The sequence below is a fragment of the Demequina pelophila genome, assembly GCF_000971175.1.
Lineage (GTDB): Bacteria > Actinomycetota > Actinomycetes > Actinomycetales > Demequinaceae > Demequina > Demequina pelophila.
The window spans coordinates 1-23,808 of the sequence record NZ_BBLY01000008.1; the positions used below are offsets into that span (position 1 = coordinate 1).

Annotated in this window: 25 protein-coding genes and 1 tRNA gene; 13 read left to right on the forward strand and 13 right to left on the reverse strand. The window is 72.2% G+C overall.

Annotation, left to right across the window (positions count from 1 at the left end; genetic code table 11):
* Positions 1 to 127: 127 nt before the first annotated feature.
* The gene (locus AOM03_RS11210; protein ID WP_062381402.1) at positions 128 to 775 is read right to left on the reverse strand and encodes a hypothetical protein; all 648 of its coding nucleotides are present in this window, start codon (positions 773 to 775) and stop codon (positions 128 to 130) included.
* Positions 776 to 1,029: 254 nt separating this feature from the next.
* Here AOM03_RS11210 and AOM03_RS11215 point away from each other — a divergent pair, with 254 nt between their 5' ends.
* Positions 1,030 to 2,439, forward strand: a complete 1,410-nt coding sequence (locus tag AOM03_RS11215; protein WP_227589978.1) for an SLC13 family permease — start codon at positions 1,030 to 1,032, stop codon at positions 2,437 to 2,439.
* 79 nt (positions 2,440 to 2,518) lie between these two features.
* Here the strand turns inward: AOM03_RS11215 and AOM03_RS11220 are convergent.
* The 3 genes from AOM03_RS11220 to AOM03_RS11230 all read right to left on the reverse strand — a co-directional run bounded on the left by AOM03_RS11220 (position 2,519) and on the right by AOM03_RS11230 (position 6,219).
* A tRNA-Pro gene (locus tag AOM03_RS11220) sits at positions 2,519 to 2,592 on the reverse strand.
* 121 nt (positions 2,593 to 2,713) lie between these two features.
* Positions 2,714 to 3,619: a metallophosphoesterase gene (locus tag AOM03_RS11225; RefSeq protein ID WP_062381404.1), complete on the reverse strand. Its 906-nt coding sequence runs from the start codon at positions 3,617 to 3,619 to the stop codon at positions 2,714 to 2,716.
* Positions 3,619 to 6,219, reverse strand: a complete 2,601-nt coding sequence (locus AOM03_RS11230) for a penicillin-binding protein (RefSeq protein ID WP_082092373.1) — start codon at positions 6,217 to 6,219, stop codon at positions 3,619 to 3,621. Before AOM03_RS11230 ends, AOM03_RS11225 begins: the two co-directional genes overlap by 1 nt.
* 79 nt (positions 6,220 to 6,298) lie before the next feature.
* Here AOM03_RS11230 and sp36 point away from each other — a divergent pair, with 79 nt between their 5' ends.
* Together sp36 and AOM03_RS11235 are read left to right on the forward strand one after the other, a co-directional pair.
* On the forward strand, positions 6,299 to 6,463 hold the full coding sequence (gene sp36, locus AOM03_RS12545) for a Sp36 family protein (protein ID WP_082092374.1): 165 nt from the start codon (positions 6,299 to 6,301) through the stop codon (positions 6,461 to 6,463).
* Positions 6,463 to 6,933, forward strand: a complete 471-nt coding sequence (locus AOM03_RS11235; protein ID WP_062381412.1) for a RidA family protein — start codon at positions 6,463 to 6,465, stop codon at positions 6,931 to 6,933. The genes sp36 and AOM03_RS11235 overlap by 1 nt, the downstream gene beginning before the upstream one ends.
* A gap of 111 nt (positions 6,934 to 7,044) precedes the next feature.
* On the opposite strand, the gene AOM03_RS11240 is transcribed toward AOM03_RS11235, so the two are convergent.
* Together AOM03_RS11240 and AOM03_RS11245 are read right to left on the reverse strand one after the other, a co-directional pair.
* A complete protein-coding gene (locus AOM03_RS11240) occupies positions 7,045 to 7,737 on the reverse strand; it encodes a Crp/Fnr family transcriptional regulator (RefSeq protein WP_062381413.1) in 693 nt (230 codons plus the stop codon).
* Positions 7,738 to 7,749: 12 nt separating this feature from the next.
* The gene (locus AOM03_RS11245; protein ID WP_062381415.1) at positions 7,750 to 8,148 is read right to left on the reverse strand and encodes a hypothetical protein; all 399 of its coding nucleotides are present in this window, start codon (positions 8,146 to 8,148) and stop codon (positions 7,750 to 7,752) included.
* A 106-nt stretch (positions 8,149 to 8,254) separates the two neighbouring features.
* Between AOM03_RS11245 and nth the strand changes: the two genes are divergently transcribed.
* Positions 8,255 to 8,953: an endonuclease III gene (nth, locus tag AOM03_RS11250; RefSeq protein WP_062381417.1), complete on the forward strand. Its 699-nt coding sequence runs from the start codon at positions 8,255 to 8,257 to the stop codon at positions 8,951 to 8,953.
* Positions 8,954 to 9,015: 62 nt separating this feature from the next.
* On the opposite strand, the gene AOM03_RS11255 is transcribed toward nth, so the two are convergent.
* From AOM03_RS11255 to AOM03_RS11285, 7 genes are all read right to left on the reverse strand, one after another.
* On the reverse strand, positions 9,016 to 9,417 hold the full coding sequence (locus tag AOM03_RS11255; protein WP_062381419.1) for a cation:proton antiporter: 402 nt from the start codon (positions 9,415 to 9,417) through the stop codon (positions 9,016 to 9,018).
* A complete protein-coding gene (locus tag AOM03_RS11260; RefSeq protein ID WP_062381421.1) occupies positions 9,414 to 9,671 on the reverse strand; it encodes an MrpF/PhaF family protein in 258 nt (85 codons plus the stop codon). Before AOM03_RS11260 ends, AOM03_RS11255 begins: the two co-directional genes overlap by 4 nt.
* Entirely contained in the window at positions 9,668 to 10,033 is a 366-nt protein-coding gene (locus AOM03_RS11265; RefSeq protein ID WP_062381428.1) for a Na+/H+ antiporter subunit E, read from the reverse strand. Before AOM03_RS11265 ends, AOM03_RS11260 begins: the two co-directional genes overlap by 4 nt.
* The gene (locus tag AOM03_RS11270) at positions 10,030 to 11,706 is read right to left on the reverse strand and encodes a monovalent cation/H+ antiporter subunit D family protein (RefSeq protein ID WP_062381430.1); all 1,677 of its coding nucleotides are present in this window, start codon (positions 11,704 to 11,706) and stop codon (positions 10,030 to 10,032) included. Before AOM03_RS11270 ends, AOM03_RS11265 begins: the two co-directional genes overlap by 4 nt.
* Positions 11,703 to 12,110, reverse strand: coding sequence for a sodium:proton antiporter (locus AOM03_RS11275; RefSeq protein WP_082092375.1), 408 nt, complete (start codon positions 12,108 to 12,110; stop codon positions 11,703 to 11,705). The genes AOM03_RS11270 and AOM03_RS11275 overlap by 4 nt, the downstream gene beginning before the upstream one ends.
* Positions 12,107 to 14,908, reverse strand: a complete 2,802-nt coding sequence (locus AOM03_RS11280) for a DUF4040 family protein (RefSeq protein WP_082092376.1) — start codon at positions 14,906 to 14,908, stop codon at positions 12,107 to 12,109. The genes AOM03_RS11275 and AOM03_RS11280 overlap by 4 nt, the downstream gene beginning before the upstream one ends.
* 137 nt (positions 14,909 to 15,045) lie before the next feature.
* Complete coding sequence (locus AOM03_RS11285; RefSeq protein ID WP_062381432.1) at positions 15,046 to 15,753, reverse strand: response regulator transcription factor; 708 nt, start codon at positions 15,751 to 15,753, stop codon at positions 15,046 to 15,048.
* Between the two features lie 56 nt (positions 15,754 to 15,809).
* Between AOM03_RS11285 and AOM03_RS11290 the strand changes: the two genes are divergently transcribed.
* The 9 genes from AOM03_RS11290 (at position 15,810) to AOM03_RS11330 (ending at position 23,356) form a co-directional block, all read left to right on the forward strand.
* A complete protein-coding gene (locus AOM03_RS11290; RefSeq protein ID WP_062381434.1) occupies positions 15,810 to 16,544 on the forward strand; it encodes a hypothetical protein in 735 nt (244 codons plus the stop codon).
* A gap of 24 nt (positions 16,545 to 16,568) precedes the next feature.
* Positions 16,569 to 17,015, forward strand: coding sequence for a thioredoxin family protein (locus AOM03_RS11295; protein ID WP_227589979.1), 447 nt, complete (start codon positions 16,569 to 16,571; stop codon positions 17,013 to 17,015).
* A gap of 79 nt (positions 17,016 to 17,094) precedes the next feature.
* The gene (locus AOM03_RS11300) at positions 17,095 to 17,532 is read left to right on the forward strand and encodes a DUF4395 domain-containing protein (protein ID WP_062381436.1); all 438 of its coding nucleotides are present in this window, start codon (positions 17,095 to 17,097) and stop codon (positions 17,530 to 17,532) included.
* Positions 17,532 to 17,891: a DsrE family protein gene (locus AOM03_RS11305; RefSeq protein WP_062381438.1), complete on the forward strand. Its 360-nt coding sequence runs from the start codon at positions 17,532 to 17,534 to the stop codon at positions 17,889 to 17,891. The genes AOM03_RS11300 and AOM03_RS11305 overlap by 1 nt, the downstream gene beginning before the upstream one ends.
* A 185-nt stretch (positions 17,892 to 18,076) precedes the next feature.
* A complete protein-coding gene (locus AOM03_RS11310) occupies positions 18,077 to 18,643 on the forward strand; it encodes a heme-binding beta-barrel domain-containing protein (protein WP_062381440.1) in 567 nt (188 codons plus the stop codon).
* Between the two features lie 25 nt (positions 18,644 to 18,668).
* Positions 18,669 to 19,808: a CAF17-like 4Fe-4S cluster assembly/insertion protein YgfZ gene (gene ygfZ, locus AOM03_RS11315; RefSeq protein ID WP_062381442.1), complete on the forward strand. Its 1,140-nt coding sequence runs from the start codon at positions 18,669 to 18,671 to the stop codon at positions 19,806 to 19,808.
* Between the two features lie 63 nt (positions 19,809 to 19,871).
* The gene (locus tag AOM03_RS11320) at positions 19,872 to 20,207 is read left to right on the forward strand and encodes a DUF2516 family protein (RefSeq protein WP_062381444.1); all 336 of its coding nucleotides are present in this window, start codon (positions 19,872 to 19,874) and stop codon (positions 20,205 to 20,207) included.
* A gap of 7 nt (positions 20,208 to 20,214) precedes the next feature.
* Positions 20,215 to 20,640, forward strand: a complete 426-nt coding sequence (dtd, locus tag AOM03_RS11325; RefSeq protein ID WP_062381446.1) for a D-aminoacyl-tRNA deacylase — start codon at positions 20,215 to 20,217, stop codon at positions 20,638 to 20,640.
* A gap of 202 nt (positions 20,641 to 20,842) precedes the next feature.
* Positions 20,843 to 23,356 (forward strand): ATP-dependent Clp protease ATP-binding subunit, encoded by a 2,514-nt coding sequence (locus AOM03_RS11330; RefSeq protein ID WP_062381448.1) that lies wholly within the window; start codon positions 20,843 to 20,845, stop codon positions 23,354 to 23,356.
* Positions 23,357 to 23,808 lie beyond the last annotated feature (452 nt).

Consider the following 23,808-nt stretch of genomic DNA (forward strand, 5'->3'; position numbering starts at 1 on the left):
CCCCGATGGAGGCGCCCGCGAGTCGCGACGAGCGCGGCGACCCCGGAACCGTGACCTGAGAACACGTCACGTCGCGGATCGGTTGGGCCAGACCTCCGATCGCTCCGGCCGAGGGCACGCCGGACGCTCAGCGCCGGTTCAGGACGTCGATCCCGAAGAAGTGGCTCTCGAACTCGACGCTCAGCGGCGGACCCGGCTCCGGCGGCCACTCCTCGGTCACCGTGTACTCCTCGGCCAGCCGCACGACCCACCTGTCGCCGTCGCCGGTGACCACCGATCCCCGCACCTCGGTGGCGACATCGATGACCACCTCGGACGGGAAGTCCGTTTCATCGATGGTGGCGCGGGTCTTGAGGATCCCCGTGCCCGTCGCGACGGGCGGCGGTGCGTCGCCCGCCTCGAGCGCCGGGCAGTAGACGGTGAACGCCCACGCGAAGAAGTCGAGGCCTCCGCCGTCGTAGAGGCTGATGGTGGTGCTGACGTTGCGCTCGAAGATGTCGATGACGGCCCCGTCCTTGATCCGCCCGAGAACCTGGGTGGTGTCCGGCTCGCCGCCGACGCAGAAGCCGTCCAGCTCGCCGTTGACCACGCCCAGCAGGTCCTCCTCCAGTCCGGAGACGCCGTCGCTGCGCGTGGAGTTGTCGAAGAGCCAGCCGACGAGCCCCTCGTACCGTTCGACCTCGGTCCGCGCCGAGCCTGGCGCGGCCACGGCCACCGTGAGCCCCGCGGCCGCGAGCGCGGCCAGCGCCGCCCGGTGTGGCAGGTGTCGAGACATGATCCTCTCCCCCGGTCCCGGCCCACCGGCGGGTGCCGCCTCCGATGGCGACGCCCGCGAATCGCGGACAGCGCGGTCGAACAGCAGGACCTGCTCCTCGCAACACGCGACCGCGATCCACGGCTGGGTCCCCATGGTCGCCCACCGCTGACGCCGGGCGGGTGGCCTGACGCCGGGCGGGTGGCCGTGTGGGGTCCGTCTCACCTGCGCCGTTTCGGTCCGGGCGCGCGTCCCGGCGTTGCTAGCGTCGGGGCGTGATTGCGCTGAAGCGAGCCGCCGCCGTGTCCTGGCGCCCGCTCATCGTCGCGCTCGTGCCCCTCGCCGTGCTGCTCGCCCCCGCGTTCGGCGGGCTCGACGAGGTCCAGCACCGCCTGCTCGCGATCTTCGTGTTCGCGGTCCTCGCCTGGGTGCTCGAGCCCATCCCCATCTTCGCCACGTCGATCGTGGTGATCTTCGCCCAGCTGCTGCTCATCTCCGACCGGGTCCCGCCGCCGCTCGCGCTCCCCGACGACGCGACCGTGCTCGCGTACGAGGACATCATCGCGGGCTTCGCGGACCCCATCATCATCCTGTTCCTGGGCGGATTCTTCCTCGCCGCCGCGGCCACCAAGTACCGGCTCGATCTCAACCTGGCGCGCGTGATCCTGGCGCCGTTCGGCACGCGCACGCCGCTCGTGGTGTTGGCGCTGATGCTCATCACGGCGCTGTTCTCGATGTTCATGTCCAACACCGCGACCGCCGCGATGATGCTCGCGGTCGCCGCGCCCGTCATCGCCGCCATGCCCGCGGGGGACCCGGCCCGGCGGGCGGTGGTGCTCGCCATCCCCATCGGCGCGAACATCGGCGGCATCGGCACCCCGATCGGCACCCCGCCCAACGCGGTCGCGTTCACCTACGTGGGGCCGGGCAACTCGCTGGGGATCGATCCGATCGGCTTCGGCCAGTGGATGCTCGTCGCCGTGCCGTTCGTGATCGTGATGCTCGCCGTCGCGTGGGCGGTGCTGGGGCTCCTGTACCGCTCCGAGACCACCGAGGTGCGGCTGAGCATCGCCTCGACCTGGGCGCGGTCGCCGCGCGCCATCGTCGTCTACGCGACGTTCGCCCTCACCGTGCTGCTGTGGGTCACCGGCGGCTGGCACGGCGTCCCCGCGACCGTGGTCGCCATGCTGCCCATCGCGGCCTTCCTGGTCACCGGCGTGATGACCGCGCCCGACCTGCGCTCCCTCAACTGGGAGGTGCTGTGGCTCGTCGCCGGCGGCATCGCGCTGGGCAACGCGATGTTCGCCACCGGGCTGAGCAGCTGGATGGTCGACCAGGTGCCGTTCGAGGACATGAGCGGCTGGGCGATCGTCGCCGCCGTGGGCCTCATCGGGCTCGTCATGAGCACCTTCATCTCCAACACGGCCACCGCCGCCCTGCTGCTGCCCATCGTGGCCGCGCTGGGAGCCTCGGCCCCCGCCCTGGGCGACCCGCTGCCGGCCCTGCTCATGACCACCGTGGCCTGCTCGCTCGCGATGGCGCTGCCGGTGAGCACGCCGCCCAACTCGATCGCCTACGCGATGGGCGTGGCCGAGACGCGCGACATGGTGCACGTGGGCGTGCCGGTGGGGCTGCTCGGACTGCTCGCCGCGGGCGCGCTGCTCACGGTCTTCGCGCTCGCGTAGCCGGGGCCCGCGGCACGCGCCCCGGACATGACGAAGGGGCCGGATCCTGATGGATCCGGCCCCTTCGGCCTTCAAAACGTCGGGGTGACAGGATTTGAACCTGCGGCCTCCTCGTCCCGAACGAGGCGCGCTACCAAGCTGCGCCACACCCCGTTTTTGAGCCCGGTCAGAATACCGGACGTGGTCCCACAAAAGCGAATCGAGGTCCCGGATGGGCCGGTTCCCGTGGACGATGCGCGGGAGACGAGGCGCACACGCCCCGGGAGGGTGCGCCTCAGGCCCGGGGCACCAGGGTGAGGACGGTGGCCTCGGGACGGCAGGCGAGGCGGATGGGCGTGTAGGGCGAGGTGCCCAGCCCGGCCGACACGTGCACGAACGCGCCCGAGCCGCCCGAGTCCGGCCGCACGCCGGGCCAGCCGTGGAGCCCGGACGCCCGCGCCGTGTCGAGGTCGCAGTTGGTGACGAGGGCACCGTAGAACGGCACGCACACCTGCCCGCCGTGCGTGTGCCCCGCCAGGATGAGGTCCGCGCCGTCGGCGCTCATCTGGTCCAGGATGCGCGTGTAGGGCGCGTGGGCGACGCCCAGGCGCGCCGTGACGCCCTCGCCGCGCGCGGCGGGTGCGGGCATCGCGTCGAGGCCGATGTGCGGATCGTCGACGCCCACGAGCTCGAACCGCGCCCCCGCGGCCTCGAGCTCGCCGCGGGCGTTGTTGAGATCCACCCAGCCGAAGCCGCGCAGCCCCGCCCGCAGGTCCTCGACCGGCAGCGCCGCCTGCGACTCCTTGAGCGTGGTGGGGCGGACCAGATAGGTGAGCGGGTTCTTGGGCCGCGGGCCGTGGTAGTCGTTCGACCCGAACACGAACGCGCCGGGCAGCGAGCCGAGCGGCTCGAGCGCCTCGAGCGCGGTGGGCACCGCCTCGAGGTGCGCGAGGTTGTCACCGGTGGTGATGACGGCGTCGAGCGGCTCGGACGCGAGATCGCGCACCCACGCCACCTTGTCGCGCTGCGAGGGCGTGAGGTGCAGGTCCGACAGGTGCAGGATCCGCACCGGGCGCGAGCCCGCGGGCAGCACCGGCACCTCGACGCGCCGGAGCACGTAGGAGCGCGCCTCGACGAGGCTCCAGGCGAGCGCGCCGCCCGCGACGAGGGCCGCGGACGCGACCCACCTGGAACCGCGCATCAGTCGTCGCCGCCGTTGTTGCCGCGGCCACCGCCGTTGTTGCCGCGGCCACCGCCGTTGTCGTTGTTCTGCGACGCGTCGTCATTGGACGACGAGTCGCCGCCGCCGTCATTGGACGACGAGTCGTTGCCGCCGTCGTCGTTCGACGAGTCGTCCGACCCGTCGTCGCTGGGCGACTCCTCGGGCTCCGGCTCGGGCTCCGGGGGCGGCGGCGTGTGCGTCGCCGTCACGTACCCGACGGTGCTGCCGGGCAGGGCGCGCCAGTTGGCGGAGGGCGTCTGCCCCACGATGGTGCCCTCGGCGTAGGAGAGCGTGTAGCGCTCGCCGCCGCCCGCCGCGAGCTTGAAGCCCTCGGCCGCGAGGACCCGGCGCGCCTGGGACTCGCTGAGGCCGATGATGCTGGGCACCGGTCGCGGCTCGCCCTGGAGCACCTTGGTCGTGGGGTCGTCGAAGGTGAGCATCTCCGCGCCCTCGAGCGCCCGGTTCATGTAGTTCTGCCACGTGGGGCCGGCGAGCGACGAGCCGTACAGGTACCTGAAGTACTGGCCGCCCAGGGTGATGTTCTGACCCGGCTCGTTCTTGTTGGGGTTGCCGATCCACACCGTGGTGACCAGCTGCGGCGTGTAGCCCATGAACCACGTGTGGGTGTTCTCCTGCGCGGTGCCGGTCTTGCCGGCGGCCTGGCGGCCGCCGTCGAGGTTGAGCGCCTTGCCTGTTCCGGCCTTCATGACCTCGCGCATGCCGTAGACGACGCCATCGGCGACCTCCTTCTCGATCACGCGCTCGCACCGGTCCGGCGGCACATCGAGGGAGTTGCCCTCGGCGTCGACGACGGAGAGGATCGCGCGCGGATCGCAGCGGACACCGCCGTTCGCGAACACCTGGGCCACCTGCGCCATGGTGAGCGGGGAGGCCTCGTTGACGCCCAGCGCCATCGACGGCACGGCCTGGATCTCCGCGCCGTCGGCGCGGCGGAAGCCCAGGTCCTCGGCCGTCTGCTTGATGTCGCACAGGTCCAGCTGGTTGGCCATCTCCGCGTAGGCGGTGTTGACGGAGTTCGCGGTCGCGTGCAGCACGGTCTGGAAGTTCGCGTTGTAGCCCTCGACGTTACCGGGGCCCCACTCGGGCTGGCCGGTGAACGGGTGGTCGTTGCCCGGGTCCAGGCACTCGGTCGCCGTCCAGGTCGACATGTCGAAGTCCTTCTGGCGACCGTCGATGGTCTCCTGCAGGGAGCGGCCGTCGCGCAGCCACGCGGTGAGCACCACGGGCTTGAAGGTCGAGCCGGGCGAGAAGCCTCGCGAGCCGCCCTCGTCGACGCTCACCGAGTAGTTGATCGCCGTCGAGTCGTTCGAGTCCGCGGCGGGGTCGAACTCCTTCGACTGCGCCATGGCGAGCACCTCGCCGTTGTCGGGGTCGAGCGACACGAGCGCCGCCGCCCACCCGGAGGGGTCGTCCGCCGGCAGGGAGGCCTGGAGCTCCTCGTTCGCGATCTTCTGCTTGTCGAGGTCGAGCGTGGTGACGATGTCGAGGCCGCCCTGCAGCAGCAGGTCCGAGCCGGACAGCTCGAGGTCGTCCTGGTTGAACACGTCGTCGGTACGGATGATGCGCGTGACGTAGTCGCAGAAGAACGGGGCGTGCTCGGACGCGACGCAGGAGACCTTGGGACGGTTGACGTCCATGGTGTCCTCGAGCGGCGTCGAGATGTACTCGTCGAACTCGGCGCGCGTGATGTCGCCCTGCTCGTACATGGTGAGCAGCACGGTGTTGCGGCGCTGCGTCGCGTTCTCGGGGAAGCGCAGCGGGTTCCACTTGGACGGGTTCTGGGTGATGCCCGCGACCGTCGCCGCCTCGATCGCGTTGAGGTCCTTGGCGGGCTTGTCGAAGTAGTACTGGGACGCGGCCTCGACACCGTAGGTGTTGGGACCGAACTGCGCGATGTTGAGGTACTGCTGGAGGATCTGCTCCTTGCCGCAGTCCACCGCGGGGTTGTCCTCCGAGCACTCGACGCCGTACTGGTTGTCCAGGTTCTCCTCGAGCGCGAGCGCCAGGCGCCACTCGCGGATCTTGCGGGCGAGCGAGACCTCCGTGGCCTCGGCGATCGCGTCCTCGTCCTCCGAGGCGATGGCCTGCTGGAGGATCGTGTTCTTCACCAGCTGCTGCGTCAGCGTCGACGCACCGGGAGAGCTGTCGGAGGTGAGGTTGACGTACACGGCGCGCATGAGGCCCTCGCCGTCCACGCCGTGGTGCTCGAAGAAGCGCTTGTCCTCGATCGCGACGACGGCCTTGACCAGCCAGGGGGAGATCTCCTCGAGGGGCACCACCACGCGGTTCTGCTCGTAGAACGTCGCGAGGAGGTAGTTGCCCGTGCGGTCGTAGATGTTCGACTGCTGCGGCAGGCGCACGTCGCTCAGCTCCTGGGGGAGCTCCTCGAAGAGCTCCGAGGAGCCCTTCGCCGCCTGGCCCGCGACCGTGACGGCGGGCAGGGCGAGGCCGGCGAGCAGGAAGCCACCCATGATGGCGAGTCCGACGAACAGCGCCACTGCCGTGACGAACTGGACGAACGTCACCTTGGTACGGGGACGTCGCTGGGATCGAGCCATGAAACAACCTTACGCGGGGCCGTAGGGGACCCCGCCTCGTGAGGGGAGCCGAGCGGACGGGGGGAGATAGGCTCTCACCATGACACGCACGTGGGAGTACGCGACCGTTCCGCTCATCGACCATGCTACCAAGCAGATCCTCGACCAATGGGGAGAGGACGGCTGGGAGCTGGTCCAGGTGCTCGCCATGGGCGAGGACCGCACCCGCCTGGTCGCGTACCTCAAGCGCCCCAAGGCCGCCTGATGACGGCCACGCAGAGACTCGCCGCCCTGGGCCTCGCGCTCCCCGAGGTCGCCACTCCGGTGGGCACCTACATGCCCGCCCGCCGCCACGGCGACCTGGTCTACACGTCCGGCCAACTCCCGCTCGTCGAGGGCGATCTCCTCGCGGTGGGCCTCGTGGGCCAGCGCGCCGGCGACGTCACGCCGGAGCGCGCCACCGAATGCGCCCGCGTCTCCTGCCTCAACGCGCTCGCCGCGGTCGCCCAGGCGGCCGGCGGCCTCGACAACATCGAGTCGGTCGTCAAGATCACCGGCTTCGTGGCCTCCGCGCCCGGCTTCACCGCGCAGCCCGCGGTCCTCAACGGCGCGTCGAGCCTGCTCGTCGAGGTGTTCGGCGAGGCCGGCCGCCACGCACGCTCCGCCGTGGGCGTCGCGGCCCTGCCGCTCGGCGCCCCCGTCGAGGTCGAGATCACGGTCGCCCTGCGCTCCTAGCCCGACCGCGCTGCCCGTCCCAGGGGACGATGCACGGCCCCCGGCCGTCGCATCGTCCCGGGGGACGTCGAGACGCCGTCCCCGACGAGGACGGCCCGGGAGGAGTGCGGCTCAGCGCGAGCGCGCGCGCAGGCGCTCGGGCTCGTAGACGTCGACGGCGCCGATGTGCACGTCGATCCAGCCGCGCGAGGCGAAGTCCGCGAGGGCCTTGTTGACGGTCTCGCGGGAGGCGCCCACCAGCTGGGCGAGCTCCTCCTGCGTGAGTCCGTGGCGCACGGTGACGTGGCCGCGCTCCATGCGCCCGAAGCGGTGGCCCAGGTCCAGGATCGCCTTGGCGACACGGCCGGGCACGTCCGAGAACACCAGGTCCGCCATCGTGTTGGACATGCGGCGGATGCGCTGCGCGAGCGCGCGCATCATGTGGCGCGACATCTCGAGGTGGTCGTCGAGCCACACGTCGAGCACGTCCTTGGGGAGTTCGTAGACCACGGAGTCCTCGACCGCGTGGGCGCGCGACAGGCGCGGGCCCGGGTCGAAGACGGACAGCTCGCCGAGCATGTCCCCCACGCCCAGCAGGGACAGCAGGTTCTCGCGGCCGTCGCGCGCGGTGCGGGCCAGCTTGATCTTGCCCTTGACGATGACGTAGAGCGCGTAGCCCTCCTCGCCCTCGTTGAAGATGGTCTCCCCGCGGGCCAGCTCGCGGCGGCCCATCTGGTCGATGAGGGAGCGCGCCATCGCGGCGTCCATGCCGCCGAACAGGGGCGAAGAGCGCAGGAGCTGCTCCTCGCGAGCTGTCTCGGGCATGTTCAGCCGTCCTTACCTGTTGTGGCCCTCCTGGCGTCGAGCCGCCGCCAACAGGTGCACCATCTGCGCCGTCACATTATCAAGCGAATCGGCGGTCCTGGTCTCGTAGGCCGCCAGCCGCGTGTCGAGTTCGTCCAGATCGTCGAGGGTGGAGGGCCCCCAGCCCCGCTCCTCGGGCCACACCGCCTCCTCCAGCTCGGCGGTCGTGGGCGCCCCCGCGGCGAGCGCCTCCCAGGAGATCTCGAGCCCTCCCCCGCCCCCGGCCTCGGGACGTGCCAGGTGGGCGGTCACCAGGTCGCGCCGGGCGCGCACCAGCCGTCGCCACCACCGCACCCGGGCGAGCGCGCGACGGAGGTCGCGGCGGCGCAGGCGCAGCTCCCCCACCGCCGTCCCGTCGACCATCGCGAGCACGTCACCTCCGTGTGAACGCCGCCTCGACCCGGCACCTGCGCCGGGTTCCCCGTTACCGTGTATCGGAACGCCGGGGGCGCGGCTTGAGCGCCGCTAGGGTGGCCGCATGGCGAGGACCCCGCTCACCGTCGCATCGGCCGCTCAGGAGCGCCCCCCGGTCGCCCTCGTGCGCCGCGCGCGGGCCGTCAACCGCACGCTCGCGGCCGTCTACCCGGACGCGCACTGCGAGCTCGACTTCGATGGCCCGTTCCAGCTGCTGGTCGCCACGGTGCTCAGCGCGCAGTGCACGGACGTGCGGGTCAACCAGGTCACGCCGGGCCTGTTCGCGCGCTTCCCCGACGCCCCCGCGATGGCGGCGGCGGACCGGGCCGAGCTCGAGGAGCTCATCCGCCCCACCGGCTTCTTCCGGTCCAAGGCGGAGTCGCTGCAGGGCCTGTCGCGCGACATCGTCGAGCGTTACGACGGCGACGTGCCGGGACGGCTCGCGGACCTGGTGACCCTGCGCGGCGTGGGCCGCAAGACCGCCAACGTGGTCCTGGGCAACGCGTTCGGGGTGCCGGGCATCACGGTGGACACCCACATGGGACGGCTGGCCCGTCGGCTGGGCCTCACCGTCGAGGAGGACCCTGTCGCGGTCGAGCGCGACCTGGCGGCGCTCATCGAGCCGCGCGAGTGGACCCTGTGGTCCCACCGGGTGATCTTCCACGGGCGCCGGCGCTGCCTCGCCCGCAAGCCGCAGTGCGGCGAGTGCGAGATCGCGGCGATGTGCCCCACCGCGCCGGGCGCGCGCGTGCGACCCGAGTAGGGACACGCGCGGGCGGGGCGGGTCGTCCCCGCTCCGGTCAGTCCGGGCGGACCCCGTTCCGGTCAGTCCGGGCGGCCCTCGGAGGAGTCCCCGCCCGGCTCGATGCCGGCTCCCCACTCGTCCGCGACGTGCTCGCCCGCCTCCTCCCACTCGAGGTCGGTGAACGCCGGCCCGTACATGGGCGTGTGGGTGATGAAGGCCGAGCGCGCGATGGCGATCGAGCCGACGGCGGACGTCGCGAGCTGGAGCACGACGATCGCGATGACCTTGATGGTGTCGGAGACGCTCGGGTGCACCAGCAGGCAGCCCACGGTCACGAGCACGATGCCGATGCCGCCCGCCGTGCCCACGGCGGAGGTGCGCGTGTACGGGTCGGGGAAGCGGATCACGCCCAGCGCGGCGGACAGGAACACCAGGCCGCCCAGGACGATGACCACCTGGCCGACGATCTCGAGGATGCTCATCGGTGCCCCCGGGTGATGGTGCGGGCGAGGGACAGCGCGCCCAGGAAGCCCACCACGCTCGCGACGAGCACGATGTCGAAGCGGGCGGGCGAGGCGACCTTGAGGCCGATCAGCGCGATGATGCCCACGATGCCGAACAGCAGCAGGTCCGCCGCGACGGCGCGGTCCGCGCCGGTGGGGCCCTTGACCATGCGGTAGGTGCTGGCCAGGCACGCGATGAGCAGCAGCGCCAGGCCGATGTCGATGCCGATCATGCGGGGCCTCCTTGACGGCGCATCGCGTGGAGCATGCGGTCCTCGATGCCGGCGAGCTCCGCCCGCAGCGACGGGGCGTCCGCGTGGTACATGCCGTGCACGTGGAGCCGGCGGGCGTCGTCCTCGCCGCGCGCGGGCGACGTGCCCAGGGTGAGCGTGCCGGGCGTGATGGTGATGAGCGCGCCCAGCGTGGTGAGCTCGAGGTCCGTCCGGCAGCGCGTGACGTACGTGATGATGCCGGGCGACGAGTCCTGCCCGGGGGTGAGGTTGTCGCGGATGACGGCGACGTTGGACAGCACCACCTGCCAGGCGAACCACAGCAGGAAGCCCGCGAATCGGAAGGGCCAGGTCAACCAGGTCATCGGCCCAGCACCGCCTCGACGAAGCCGCTCGTGTCCATCAGGCCCAGCGCCGCCGTCTCGGACAGGGACAGCAGCAGTTCGCCGCCGAGCCCCAGCGTGAGCGTGACGAGCGCGAGCGCGAGCCCTGGCGCGATGAGCGCGGGGCCGATGCGCCGGCGTCCCGGCTCGGCGGACGACACGGCGGCGTCCGCGGGCAGGGTGGCGACCGCGCCGTCCGGGCGCGCTGTTCCCTGGGTGCCGGGGGACGATGCGGCGCTCCCGGCGGCGGACGACGCGGCGGCGACGGCCGCAGCGGCGGGCTCGGCGCCCGCCTCGTCCTCGTCGGGGTCGGCCGGCGCGTCCGCGCCGGCGGGCGCCGGATCCAGGCCCTCGGGCGGGTGGCCCCAGAACACGCCGGACCAGATCTTGAGCATCGACATGAGGGTCACGATGCTGACGAGCACCATGAGCACGGCGGCCACGATCTGCCCCTCCGACAGCGACGCCATGAGCAGGCTCAGCTTCGCGACGAAGCCGGAGAACGGCGGCACGCCGGCGAGCGAGAGGGCGGCGGCGAAGAACGACACCGCGATCCACGGCTCGCGCTTGGCCAGCCCGCCCAGCCGGTCGAGCGAGCCGGTGCCGTAGCGGACCTCGACCGCGCCGGTCGAGAGGAACAGCGAGGCCTTCACGATCATGTGGTGGATCAGGTAGAAGATGCCGGCGGTGAGGCCCACGAGGCCGAACAGCGCGACGCCCATGAGGATGTAGCCGATCTGACTGATCATGTGGAAGGCGAGGATGTTGCGCGTGGTGGTCTCGCCCACCGCGCCCAGCACGCCCACCACCATGGTGATGGAGAACGCCGCGACGCCGATCCACAGGAAGCGGCTGTCGCCGTCGAAGATCACCGCGTAGATGCGGTAGATCGCGTAGATGGCGACCTTGGTGTGCAGGCCGGAGAACATCGCGGTCACGGTGGGCGACGTCGCGGGGTAGGCGCGGGCGAGCCAGCCGTGGACCGGCACGACCGCCGCCTTGATCGACAGCGCGAACAGGCAGATCGCGACGGCGGCGGCCACCGCATCGTCCTCCTTCGCGGCGCCGGCGAGCTCGGCGAGGTTGACCGTGCCGGCCACGCCGTACACGAAGCCCACGCCCGCGAGGAAGATGGTCGACGTCAGCAGGTTCACGGTGACGTACAGGCGCGCGCCGGCGACGGCCCACAGCCGTCCCCGGCCGGGGGCCGCGAGCACGAACAGCGCGTACGAGGGCAGCAGCATGACCTCGATGAACACGAAGAGGTTGAACAGATCCGCCGTGAGCAGGGCGCCGTTGACGCCCGCGGTGAGCACCAGCACCAGCGGCGCGAAGTAGCGGTGCGAGGCGTAGCGCGTGGCGATCGCGAAGCCGGAGCACGTGAGCGTGAGCAGCCCCGTCGCGGTGAGCATGAGCGCGGTGAGCATGTCCGCCGCGAAGGGGATGGCGATGCCCGCCTGCCACAGCCCGATGCTGGTGGCGAGGGTCGAGCCGTCGCGCGCGGCCAGGACGAGGGCGACGCCGCCGCCCAGCGAGCCGGCGAGCACCGTCATGAGCACGGCCGCGTTGAGCCGCCACCGCTCCTTGAGCGGCACGAGCAGGCCCGCGGTGATGAGCGGGATGGCGACGAAGAGCGCAAGCGCGGAGCCGGTCACGCGTCGTCCTCCTCTCCGGGGGTGATGACGCGGCGCGACACGGGATCCCAGCGCGGGTCGGGCAGGTCGGGGCCGGCGGTCGACTGGGCGGCCGCCGGGTCGTCGGTGACGTCGTCGTCGCGGCGGCCGGTGATGGCGAGCACGAGCATGAAGATGGTGATCGAGAACGCGATGACGATCGCGGTGAGCACGAACGCCTGCGGCAGCGGGTCGGCGACCTCGGACGGGTCCAGATCCTTGCCGATGGGCTCGCCACGGTTGAAGGTGCCGCCGGCGGCCACGATCATGAGGTTGACCGCGTGGCTGAGCAGCACGAAGCCGAGGATCACGCGCATCATCTCGCGACGGGAGAACAGGTAGACGGCGCCGGCCACGATGACGCCGGCGGCGAGGGCGAGGGTCATGAGCGGGGCGCCTCCTCCCGGTTGCGGCCGCGCATCCTCTTGTCCTGCACGATGCGCTCCGGCGGCAGGCCCAGCAGGTGCGAGCCCAGGTAGTTGAGCGCGACCAGCACGACGCCGATCACGGCGAGGTACACGCCGATGTCGAACACCAGGGCGCTGGTGATCCCGACCGGGCCCACGTAGCCCCAGTGGATGGGGGCGAGGAACGAGCCCTCGGCGTAGCCCAGGAAGCCCGCCCCCGCGGCGATGGCGATGCCCGCGGCGATCATGACGACGTGCGGCACCTTGAGGCGTGCCTCCTCGTCGGACGGCGCCGCGAGGTACGCGAGCGCGAGGCCCGCGCCGCCGATCAGCGCGGCGATGAAGCCGCCGCCGGGCTCCTGGTGGCCGCGCAGCAGCGCGAACACGGACAGCACGACGGTGAGCGGGCCCACGAAGCGGGCGATGGTCTGGATGAACACGGTGTTCGAGCGCGGCTCGGAGATGGGCAGCTCCGTGTCGATGACCGGCTCGGGCTCGCGCGGCTCGAGCGCGCGACGCGAGCGCAGCAGCACCATGATCGCGATGCCGGCCATGCCGAGCACCGTGAGCTCGCCCAGGGTGTCCAGGGCGCGGAAGTCCACGAGGATCGTGTTGACCACGTTCGCGCCGCCGGTCTCGGCCGGGCCCTGGGTGACGTAGTACTCGCCGGCGGCGGACATCTCCCGCCGGCCGGTGAAGGCGAGCACCGCGGCCGTGGTCGCGACGCCGGCGCCCACGGCGAGCAGGCCGGGCGCGATGCGGTTGCCGCGGCGGCGCTGGCGGAAGCTCCACGGGAGGCGGCGCAGCAGCAGCACCATCACCACGAGCGTGAGGATCTCGACGAGCAGCTGGGTGAGCGCGACGTCCGCCGCGCCCAGCGCGAAGAACCACGACGTCACCGCGAAGCCCACCACGCCGATGGTCACCACGGCCGCCATGCGGGTGCGGGCGACGATCACGCAGACCACGCCCACCGAGACGAACGCGAGGAGCCCCCAGTCGAGCGCGGTCGAGTCGCCGGGGATGCGCGGGTCGAGGTCGAGCCCGGACGCGGCGACGACGGCGGCGATCGCCACGAGCACCACCACCGGCATCACGAGGTGGCGGCGGGGATCGAAGGTCTGGGTAAGGTGGCCGATGCGCTTGCCGCCGGCGATGAGGCCGCCGCGGAGCGCGTCGACGACGGCGAGGCCCGAGATGGGCGAGTCGAGCGGCTGGAGCACGCGGTCCACGCGGGCCCTGGCGAGCACCAGCACGATGCCCAGCACCAGGATGATGACCGACAGCACGAGCGCGGGGTTGACCCCGTGCCACAGCGCCAGGTGCGTGTCCATCTCGACGCCGGCGGCCGCGGTGGCCGCGTCGGCGAACAGGCCGTCGAGCACGAACGGGGTCAGGCCCAGCACGACGCCCGCGAGCGCGGGCAGCGCGACCGGTCCCCAGAACGTCGCGGGGGCCTCGCGCGGGACCACGGCCCCTGCATCGTCCCTCGCCGGGCCGCCGAAGGCGCCCAGCACGATCCGAGCGGAGTAGCCGAACGTCATCACCGCGAGCACCGCGATGGTCACGGCGAAGGCCGGGCCCACCCACGGGGCGCCCGGGGCATCCCAGAACGCCTCGAGCAGGCCCTCCTTGCTGAGGAAGCCCAGCAGCGGCGGGATGCCGGCCATGGACGATGCGGCGAGCACCGTGAGCGTCGCGGTGACGGGCATGCGGCGGCGCAGGCCGCCCAGGCGACGGATGTCGCGCGTGCCGGCCTGGACGTCGATGACGCCGACGAGCATGAACAGCGCCGACTTGAACAGGGCGTGCGCGAGCGTGTGCACCAGCGCCGCCTCGATCGCGTCGGGCGTGCCCACGCCGATCATCGCGACCAGGAAGCCCAGCTGGCTCACCGTCGAGTAGGCGAGGAGCTCCTTGAGGTCGTGGCGGCGCAGGGCGCCCACCGCGCCGAGCGCGGCGGTGATGAGGCCCGCGCCCACGAGCATCCCCTGCCACACGGGCACCTCGCCCAGCACAGGCGAGAAGCGGAACAGCAGGTAGATGCCGGCCTTGACCATCGCCGCGGCGTGCAGGTAGGTGCTCACGGGGGTGATGGCGACCATGGAGTCGGGCAGCCAGGACTGGAACGGGAACTGGGCGGACTTGGTGAAGGCGGCGATCGCGAGCAGGACGGCGACCACGGTCGTGAAGGTCGAGTCGGTGGCCCAGATGTCGTCCGCGAGGATCTCGCTCAGGCGGGTGGTGCCCGTGCCCACCGCCATGACGACCGCGGCGGACAGCAGCGCGAGTCCGCCGAAGGCGGTCACCAGCAGGGTGCGGACCGCGGGCTCGCGCGTGCCGGTCGCGGAGCGGCCGATGAGGAAGAACGAGCACAGCGTGGTGGCCTCCCACGCGACGAACAGCACCACCACGTCGTCCGAGAGCACCAGCACGAGCATCGCGAGCGCGAAGAGCGTCATGAGGCCGAAGAAATCCCCGTGCCGACGCGGCTTGAGGTAGCGCGCTGAATAGGCGAGGACCACGGCGCCGATGCCCAGCACGAGCAGGCCGAACAGGAGGGCCAGCCCGTCGAGCCGCAGGGACAGCGCGGCGCCCAGGGTGGGCAGCCAGTCGATGGAGGTCTCGACCACCCCGTCGCCGGCCGCGGCGACCAGCAGGCCCGCGGCGGCCGCGAGCGGCACGGCGAGGATCCAGCCGGAGTTGCGTCCGACGTAGCGGCCCAGGAAGGGTGAGGCGATCGTCGCGGCGGCGACGAGGGCGAGGGAAGGCAGCACGGTCGTCCCTGGGCTCAGCGGGACACGCGCGGGGCGGCGCGGTGGACGGCGTGACGCGTGACGAGTCGCTCAGAGCGGCTCTTGGGCATGGTGCTCCCCCGGATGGACAACGGTGTGAATCAGGGAGAGTCTAACGGTCAGCCGGTGGCGACCCCCTCGGCCGCCTTCGCGGGCTGGGGCGGGTCGAAGCGGTATCCCACGTTGCGGACCGTGCCGATCAGCTGCTCGTGCTCCGAGCCCAGCTTGGCGCGCAGTCGGCGCACGTGGACGTCCACGGTGCGGGTGCCGCCGTAGTAGTCGAAGCCCCACACCTCCTGGAGGAGCTGGTCGCGGGTGTAGACCCGGCCGGGGTGCTGCATGAGGTACTTGAGGAGCTCGAACTCCTTGTAGGTGAGGTCGAGGGCGACGCCCTTGAGTCGGGCGGTGTAGCCGCCCACGTCCACGGTGAGGTCGCCGGAGGAGAACTCCGCGGCGCGCTCGAGCGGGTCCGCGACGCTCGCGCGCCCGCGCAGCAGGCGGATGCGGGCCTCGAGCTCCGCGGGGGACGCCTCCGCGAGGATCACGTCCGCGGCGCCCCAGTCGGCGTTGACGATCGACATGCCGCCCTCGCGCAGCACCAGCAGGATGGGCGCGTTGACCCCGGTCACCTGCACCAGGTTGCAGTTGTTGCGCGCCTCGACCAGGTCCACGCGGGCGTCGATGACCAGGATGTCCGCGTCCATCGCGTCGAGCATGGCCGACGGCTCCGGCGCGACCACGCGCGTCCGGTGAGACAGCAGCGCGAGCGCCGGCAGGACGTCTGCAGCACCGTCGGCCGACGGTGAGAGGACAAGCAGGTCTGCCATGGCACCTCCGATGGGGCCTCACAATAGCGGGACCAACGTCTGAGACACTAACGGCCATGAACGCCCCCACCCGTGCGACCGTGAGCGCCGCCGCGGCCGCGCTGGTGGCCGGCGCCGGGTTCCTCGGAACGCGCTATCTCGCGGCCGCGGTGCTGGGCCTCATCGTCGCCCTCGCGCTCGGCTGGCCGGGCCTGCTGCGCGCCTCGCGCAAGCGCCAGGCCTCCGTGATCCTCGTGGGCGGCGGCGCCATGGCGCTCGCCTCAGTGGTGCTCGCGCGCACCGAGCCGTACCTGCGCCACATGGTGATCGCACTCGGCGCGATGGTCGTGGCCGCGCTGGTGTCGGAGGTGTTCTTCGAGTCGAGCCGCGGGCGCACCGTGACGTCCGTGGCCGCCACCGCGGCGGGCGCGGTCGTGGTCGCGTCCGGCGCCTCCTGGGTGGCCGCGAGCCGGACCGTGGGCGCCGAGCACCTGGTCGTCGTCGCCGGCGCCGCCCTCGCGATCGCCGCGGTCGGCGCGGCCCTCACCCCCTACGCGCAGCTCAACACGGCGCTCGCGCTCGTGCTGGCGACCGGCGTGGGCGCCGGGATCGGCGAGCTCTTCGCCGAGCTGTCGTGGTGGTCCGGCGGCGCGACGGGCCTCCTGTGCGGCGTCATTGTGACTCTTCTCACCGAGCTGGGGCGGCGCGAGCCGCGGCCTCCCGGCGTGTGGGCCGGAATAGCGTCGGCGGTCGCGCCCGTTCTGTCCGCGGGAGCGCTCGTCTACATCGCCGGACGGATGCTCGTCGGCTAGTCCCCCCGAAAGCAGAGGTCCCCGTTGCTCACCCCGGAGCTCACCCGCCTCCTCGTCGCCGTCGCCGTGCTCGCGCTCGCCGGCGTGGCCGCCGTGTGGTGGCGCCGCCGACAGGGCCGCGTCACGAAGGTCGAGCGCGAGGGCGCGCTGTCCTCCGCGACGCTCGGCGCGCAGCGCGGCTATCACGCCACCTTCCTGCAGTTCTCGACGCCCATGTGCAGCAAGTGCCCGCCCACGGCGGCGCTGCTGGCCCGGGTCGCCGGCGAGGATCCGCGCGTCGCCCACATCGAGATCGACGCCTCCGAGCGGCTCGACCTCGCGCGCGAGCTCGACATCATGCGCACCCCCACGATCCTGCTCCTCGACGGCGACGGGGTGCCGGTCTCCCGCATCTCCGGAGCGCCCACGGAGGCGCAGGCCCGCGAGGCGCTCGCCGCGGTGCCCCGCACGGGCACCGACTACTCCATCTAGCCGCGTCCCTCGCGCCGCATCCACCCGGGCCTGGCCCGCAGCGGTCCCCACCCCTAGACTCCCCGCCAAGGAGGCCCCCATGCCGGACATTCAGATCGATCCCCGCGGCCCCCGCTTCGGGGCGGCCGTCACCCTCACCGGTGCGGTCGTCGCGCTGGTCATCGGCGACGCGTGGCCGGGCGTCGCGATCATGGCGATCCTCGCCGTCCTCTACGTCCCGGGCGCGATCCGCGGCCCCCAGGCCACGCTCCAGGGGGCGTTCTTCAAGGCCTTCGTCCGGCCGCGCCTGAGCCCGCCGGCCCAGACCGAGTCCTTCCGCCCGCCCCGCTTCGCGCAGCAGCTCGGCCTGTTCTTCACCACCGCCGCGGTGGCCTGCGCGCTCGCCGGCTGGAGCCTGGGCTTCCTCATCTTCGTGGGCTTCCTCACCTTCGCGTCCGCGCTCCAGGCGGTCTTCGGGCTGTGCCTGGGCTGCGAGATGTACCTGCTCTTCCGTCGCGCGACGGCCCGCGCCGCCTGATGCCCGCGCTCGTCGTCAAGTGCACGTGGGGCGCGGAGCGTCCCGAGACGTACCTGCAGGCCTTCACGGTCGCCGCCACGGCCGCCGCATCCGGGCTCGAGGTGAGCGTGTGGCTCACGGGCGACGCCACGCTCGCCGCGGTCGCCGGCAGCGAGGACGTCACCATCCCCCACTCGCCGCCGCTGTCGCAGCTGCGCGACGCGATCCTCGCGGCCGGCGGGACGCTCACGGTGTGCGCGCAGTGCGCGCGCCGGCGCGACATCGGGGACGATGCGCTGGTCGCGGGCGCCCGCATCGCCGGCGCCGCGGCCTTCGTCGCGGAGGCGACGGCCCCCGGGGCGACCGCGCTCGTCTACTGACGCGCCGCATCGTCCCTTGTCCGGGCCGCGCGCCGCGCGCCGTTCCGGTCGGCGCGCCCCCGTCGCTAGAGTGTGGGCATGACCGCGCTCGAGATGACCTTCACCGCGCTCGCGGTGCTCGCGTTCGCGGCGACCGCGTGGGTCGTCGGGATCGTCGTCTACAACCTCGTGAAGGGCCCCAAGCGGTGACCTTCGTCATCCCGTCGGACCTCGCGCCCGAGGTCTACCCCCTCGCGTGGGTGGTGGGCGTGTGGGAGGGCCACGGCGTGCTCGACTACCCCGGCATCGAGGCCGCGAACTTCCGCCAGCGCGTGGTGTTCGACCACGACGGCGGCCCGTATCTGAGCTACACCTCGACGCTGACGCTCATGGGCGAGGACGGCGAGGTGGGCCAGGTGTGGTCGGCGGAGTCCGGCTTCTGGCGCGTCGCGCCGCACGCGCCCGAGGGCGTCGAGCTCAAGGACTTCCAGCACCCGCTCGAGGTGGTGCTCGCGGACGCCTCCGGCGTGCTCACCTGCTACTTCGGTGCCGTGGGCAACGGCCGCATCGACCTCGCGACCCGCTTCGCCGCCTCGACCGAGACCGGCCCCGAGGTGCGCGGCGCGACCCGCATGTACGGCAACGTGCAGGGCGAGCTCATGTGGACGTGGGACCTCGCGGCATTCGGCCACAAGCTCCAGTCCTACGCGAGCGCGCGGCTCAGCCGCGTCGAGGGCCCCGAGGTCCCCGACGCCGAGTCCGCGGAATCCTGACGCGCACCCCGCGCGTTCACCCGGCATGACCGCCTCCTCCCTGCTGTCGCGCCCCGGCGCCGTCGACGGACTCGGCCCCGACGCGGGCGTCCCCTGGCACTACGGCGACCCCACCGCCGAGCAGCGCGCCCTCGAGTCCGGCCGCGCCGTGGTCGACCAGTCCCACCTGGGCGTGGTGACCGTCGCCGGTCCCGACCGGCTCACATGGCTCGACTCCCTCTGCACTCAGTCAGTCGCCTCACTATCTCCGGGCGAGGCCGCCGAGCTCATGATCCTGTCCCCCCAGGGACGCATCGAGCACGTCGCCGGCCTGGTCGACGACGGCACCACCGCGTGGCTGATCACCGAGTCCGCGCCCGCGCTGGCCGCGTTCCTCGACCGGATGCGGTTCATGCTCCGCGTCGAGGTGGCCGATGCGACGGCCGCCTGGGCGGCGATCGGCGAGCCGGTCGCGGCTCCCGCCGGCGACGGGCTCGTCTCCTGGGTGGACCCGTGGCCGGGCATCACCGCCGGCGGCACGTCGTACGCGGCCGACCCCGCGGCCACGGCGGACGCCGCGACGGCGCGTCCCTGGCGGCTCGTGCTCGTGCCGCGCGAGAGCCTCGCCACGGAGATCGACGCGCGCGTCGCCGCCGGCGCGACCCTCGCCGGCACCTGGGCGAGCGAGGCGATCAGGATCGCCGCGCATCGTCCCCGGGCCTCCCGGGAGGTCGACGAGACCACCCTGCCGCACGAGCTCGACTGGCTGCGCACCGCCGTGCACCTGCACAAGGGCTGCTACCGGGGCCAGGAGACGGTCGCCAAGGTGCACAACGTGGGCCGCCCGCCGCGGCGGCTCACCCTGCTCCACCTCGACGGCTCTGCGCACACCCTGCCGGAGCCCGGCACGCCCGTCCACACCGCGGACGGCGCGGTGGTGGGGCGCGTGACCTCCGTCGCGCGCCACCACGAGCTGGGCCCCATCGCGCTCGCGGTGCTCAAGCGCAACGTCGACCCTGCCGCGACGCTCACCGTCCCGACGGACGGCGGCCCCGTGACTGCCGCGCAGGAGCTCATCGTCAACGCCGACGGCGTCTCCGCCGACCGCCCCGACCGCCCCGGCCCCACCATGAAGGGGCTGCTCATGGGCAAGGGATGCGGCGCCGACGGCGGGGACATGTCGTAGGGCCCGCATGAGGCTCGCCGCGCCTGCGCTAGCGTAGGTGCCGGTTTCTTGGAGGAGGTTCCCGTGTTCGGTTCGCTGCAGGCCATGGTCGTGCTCGTCATCTCCGCGGCGGCGCTCGCCGGCGCCGTGTGGGGCGTCATCGACGCCGCGAGGCGGCCCGATACGGCGTTCCGCAACGCGGGCAAGCTCACCAAGACCATCTGGCTCGCGATCCTGGGCGTCGCGACCCTCATCGCGTTCATCTCGCTGCCGTGGCCGCTGGGCACGGGCGGGGGCATCGGCGGCATCCTCGGCATCGTCTCCGTCGTCGCGGTCATCGTGTACTTCGTGGATGTGCGCCCCAAGATCGGCGGCCCGACGCTGGGCGGGAACTCGAACCGCAGCTCCGGCGGCTGGTGATCGCTGCGTGAGGGCCGTCCTCCAGCGCGCCTCGCGCGCGTCCGTGACCGTCGACGGCGCCGTCACCGCATCCTTCGACCGCCAGGGCATCGTCGCCCTCGTGGGCGCGACCCACGGCGACGGGCCCGAGCAGGTCGCGACCCTCGCCCGCAAGATCGCGGAGCTGCGCATCCTCGACGACGAGAGGTCGGCGTCGGACGTCGACGCGCCCGTCATCGTCGTCTCCCAGTTCACGCTGTACGCGGACGTGCGCAAGGGCCGGCGGCCCTCCTGGAACGGGGCCGCGCCGGGGCCGGTCGCCGAGCCGCTCGTCGGCGCCGTGGTGAGCGCGCTGCGCGAGCGCGGGCTGACCGTCGGGACCGGCGTCTTCGGCGCGCACATGGACGTCGAGCTGGTCAACGACGGCCCCATCACCATCCTCGTCGAGGCCTGAACCGGGCGCCCCGCGGCGCCTGCCGCGAGGCCCCCGGCCCGCGCATCGTCCCCAGAAAGGGATGTTTCGGACTCGTCAACATCGTCACGCCGGTGGCGAACATGCCCCATTCCTGTCGGACCCCGTGGTTAGCCTGGAACACACAGCGGGGGAAGTGTCTCCGCGACCCCGGCCCCGGCCGGACGACTCAAGGGAGGCTGACATGTTCGAGCGGTTCACCGATCGGGCCCGTCGAGTGGTGGTGCTCGCGCAGGAAGAGGCGCGCATGCTCAACCACAACTACATCGGGACGGAGCACATCCTCCTCGGACTGGTCCGCGAGGGCGAGGGCGTCGCCGCGAAGGCGCTCGAGGCCATGGACATCTCCCTCAACGGCGTGCGCGAGCAGGTCCAGGAGATCATCGGTGAGGGCTCGCACGCCCCGTCCGGCCACATTCCCTTCACCCCGCGCGCCAAGAAGGTGCTCGAGCTGTCGCTGCGCGAGGCGCTGCAGCTGGGCCACAACTACATCGGCACCGAGCACATCCTGCTGGGCCTCATCCGCGAGGGCGAGGGCGTGGCCGCGCAGGTGCTGGGCAAGCTGGGCGCGGACCTGGGCGGCGTGCGCCAGCAGGTCATCCAGCTGCTCTCGGGCTACGAGGGCAAGGAGCCCGTCGCCGCGGGCGGCGGCCCCCAGGAGGGCCAGCCCGCCGGCTCGACCGTGCTCGACCAGTTCGGCCGCAACTTCACGCAGGCCGCGCGCGAGGGCAAGCTCGACCCCGTCGTGGGACGCGAGCTCATCCAGGAGCGCGTCATGCAGGTGCTGAGCCGCCGCACCAAGAACAACCCCGTGCTGATCGGCGAGCCCGGCGTCGGCAAGACCGCCGTGGTCGAGGGCCTGGCCCAGGCGATCGTGCGCGGCGACGTGCCGGAGACGCTCAAGGACAAGCACCTCTACACGCTCGACCTCGGCTCGCTCGTGGCCGGCTCGCGCTACCGCGGCGACTTCGAGGAGCGCCTCAAGAAGGTGCTCAAGGAGATCCGCACGCGCGGCGACATCATCCTGTTCATCGACGAGATCCACACGCTCGTGGGCGCCGGCGCGGCCGAGGGCGCGATCGACGCGGCCTCGATCCTCAAGCCCATGCTGGCCCGCGGCGAGCTGCAGACCATCGGTGCGACCACGCTCGACGAGTACCGCAAGCACGTCGAGAAGGACCCCGCGCTCGAGCGCCGCTTCCAGCCCATCCAGGTGCCGGAGCCGGAGCTGGGCCACGCGATCGAGATCCTCAAGGGGCTGCGCGACCGCTACGAGGCGTTCCACCGCGTCACCATCACGGACGACGCGATCGTCGCCGCCGCGACCATGGCGGACCGCTACATCTCCGACCGCTTCCTCCCGGACAAGGCGATCGACCTCATCGACGAGGCGGGCGCGCGCCTGCGCATCCGCCGCATGACCTCCCCGCCGGAGCTCAAGGAGCTGGACGACCGGATCGCGGACGTGCGCCGCGACAAGGAGTCCGCGATCGACGAGCAGGACTTCGAGAAGGCCGCGAACCTGCGCGACGTCGAGCGCAAGCTCTCCGAGGAGCGCTCGCGCAAGGAGGAGGCCTGGAAGTCGGGCGACCTCGACGTCGCCGCCGTGGTGGACGAGGACCTGATCGCGGAGGTGCTGTCGATGTCCACCGGCGTGCCGGTGACCCGGGTGTCCTCGGACGAGTCGGGCCGCCTGCTCTCCATGGAGTCGGAGCTGCACAAGCGCGTCATCGGCCAGGAGCAGGCCATCAAGGTGCTCGCCCAGTCGATCCGCCGCACGCGCGCCGGCCTCAAGGACCCCAAGCGTCCCGGCGGCTCGTTCATCTTCGCCGGTCCCACCGGTGTGGGAAAGACGGAACTCGCCAAGGCGCTGTCGGAGTTCCTGTTCGGCGACGAGGAGTCGCTCATCTCGCTCGACATGTCCGAGTACGGCGAGAAGCACACGGTGGCCCGCCTCTTCGGTGCGCCTCCCGGCTACGTGGGCTTCGAGGAGGGCGGCCAGCTCACCGAGAAGGTGCGCCGCAAGCCGTTCTCCGTCGTGCTGTTCGACGAGGTCGAGAAGGCCCACCCGGACATCTTCAACTCGCTGCTCCAGATCCTGGAGGACGGCAAGCTCACGGATGCCCAGGGCCGCGAGGTCAACTTCAAGAACACCATCATCATCATGACGACCAACCTGGGCGCGGACGCGATCTCGCGCCGCCAGGCGACGGGCTTCTCCGCCATCACCGAGGGCGGCCAGACGTACGACGACATGGTGAAGCTGGTGAACGGCAAGCTCAAGGAGCACTTCAAGCCGGAGTTCCTCAACCGCGTCGACAACGTGGTGGTCTTCCCGCAGCTCACGCAGCAGGAGATCATCCAGATCGTCGACCTCATGATCGCCCGCCTCGACGAGCGCATGAAGGACAAGGACATGGGCGTGGAGCTCACGCGGGCGGCCAAGCACCTGCTCGCGGAGAAGGGCTACGACCCCGTCCTGGGCGCCCGCCCGCTGCGCCGCGCCATCCAGCGCGAGATCGAGGACCCGCTGTCGGAGAAGATCCTGTTCGGCGAGGTCACCGCGGGGCAGATCGTCCGCGTCGACGCGCAGGGCGAGGGCATCCTGGGCGAGTTCACGTTCGAGGGCATCGACCGCGACGACGTCACGGACTCGCCCATCACCGAGGACCCGGAGGTCGGCTCCAAGAAGGACTGACGCGCGACGCCTTCCAGGAACGGCGCGCCACCGAGGCCCGGCTCACCCGCGATGGGTGGGCCGGGCCTTTGTCGTGGGGCGCGCGGGGTTCGCGTGGGCCCGTACGCGGCTCGCGTTCGCCGTTTCCCGCCTCCGAGCCGCGGCTTAGGTTCGCCGTTTCCCACCTCCGGGCCGCGGTTCGCGCGGGCCCCCACGCACGCACCGGCCCGCTTGCCCACCCAACCCGCGCCTGGTGGTAGATCCGCGCACGTATCGGCCATGGTTCGTGCCTGGATCTACCACCAGGACCGATGCGCCGGCCGCGGCCAGCGCGGGCCCCCCAGCCCCAGCCCCAGCCAGCGGCGAGTGGTAGATCCGCGCACGTATCGGGCCCGGTTCGTGCCGGGATCTACCACCAGGACCGATGCGCCGGCCACGGCCAGCGCGGTCCTCCCCGCCCCAGCCCCAGCCAT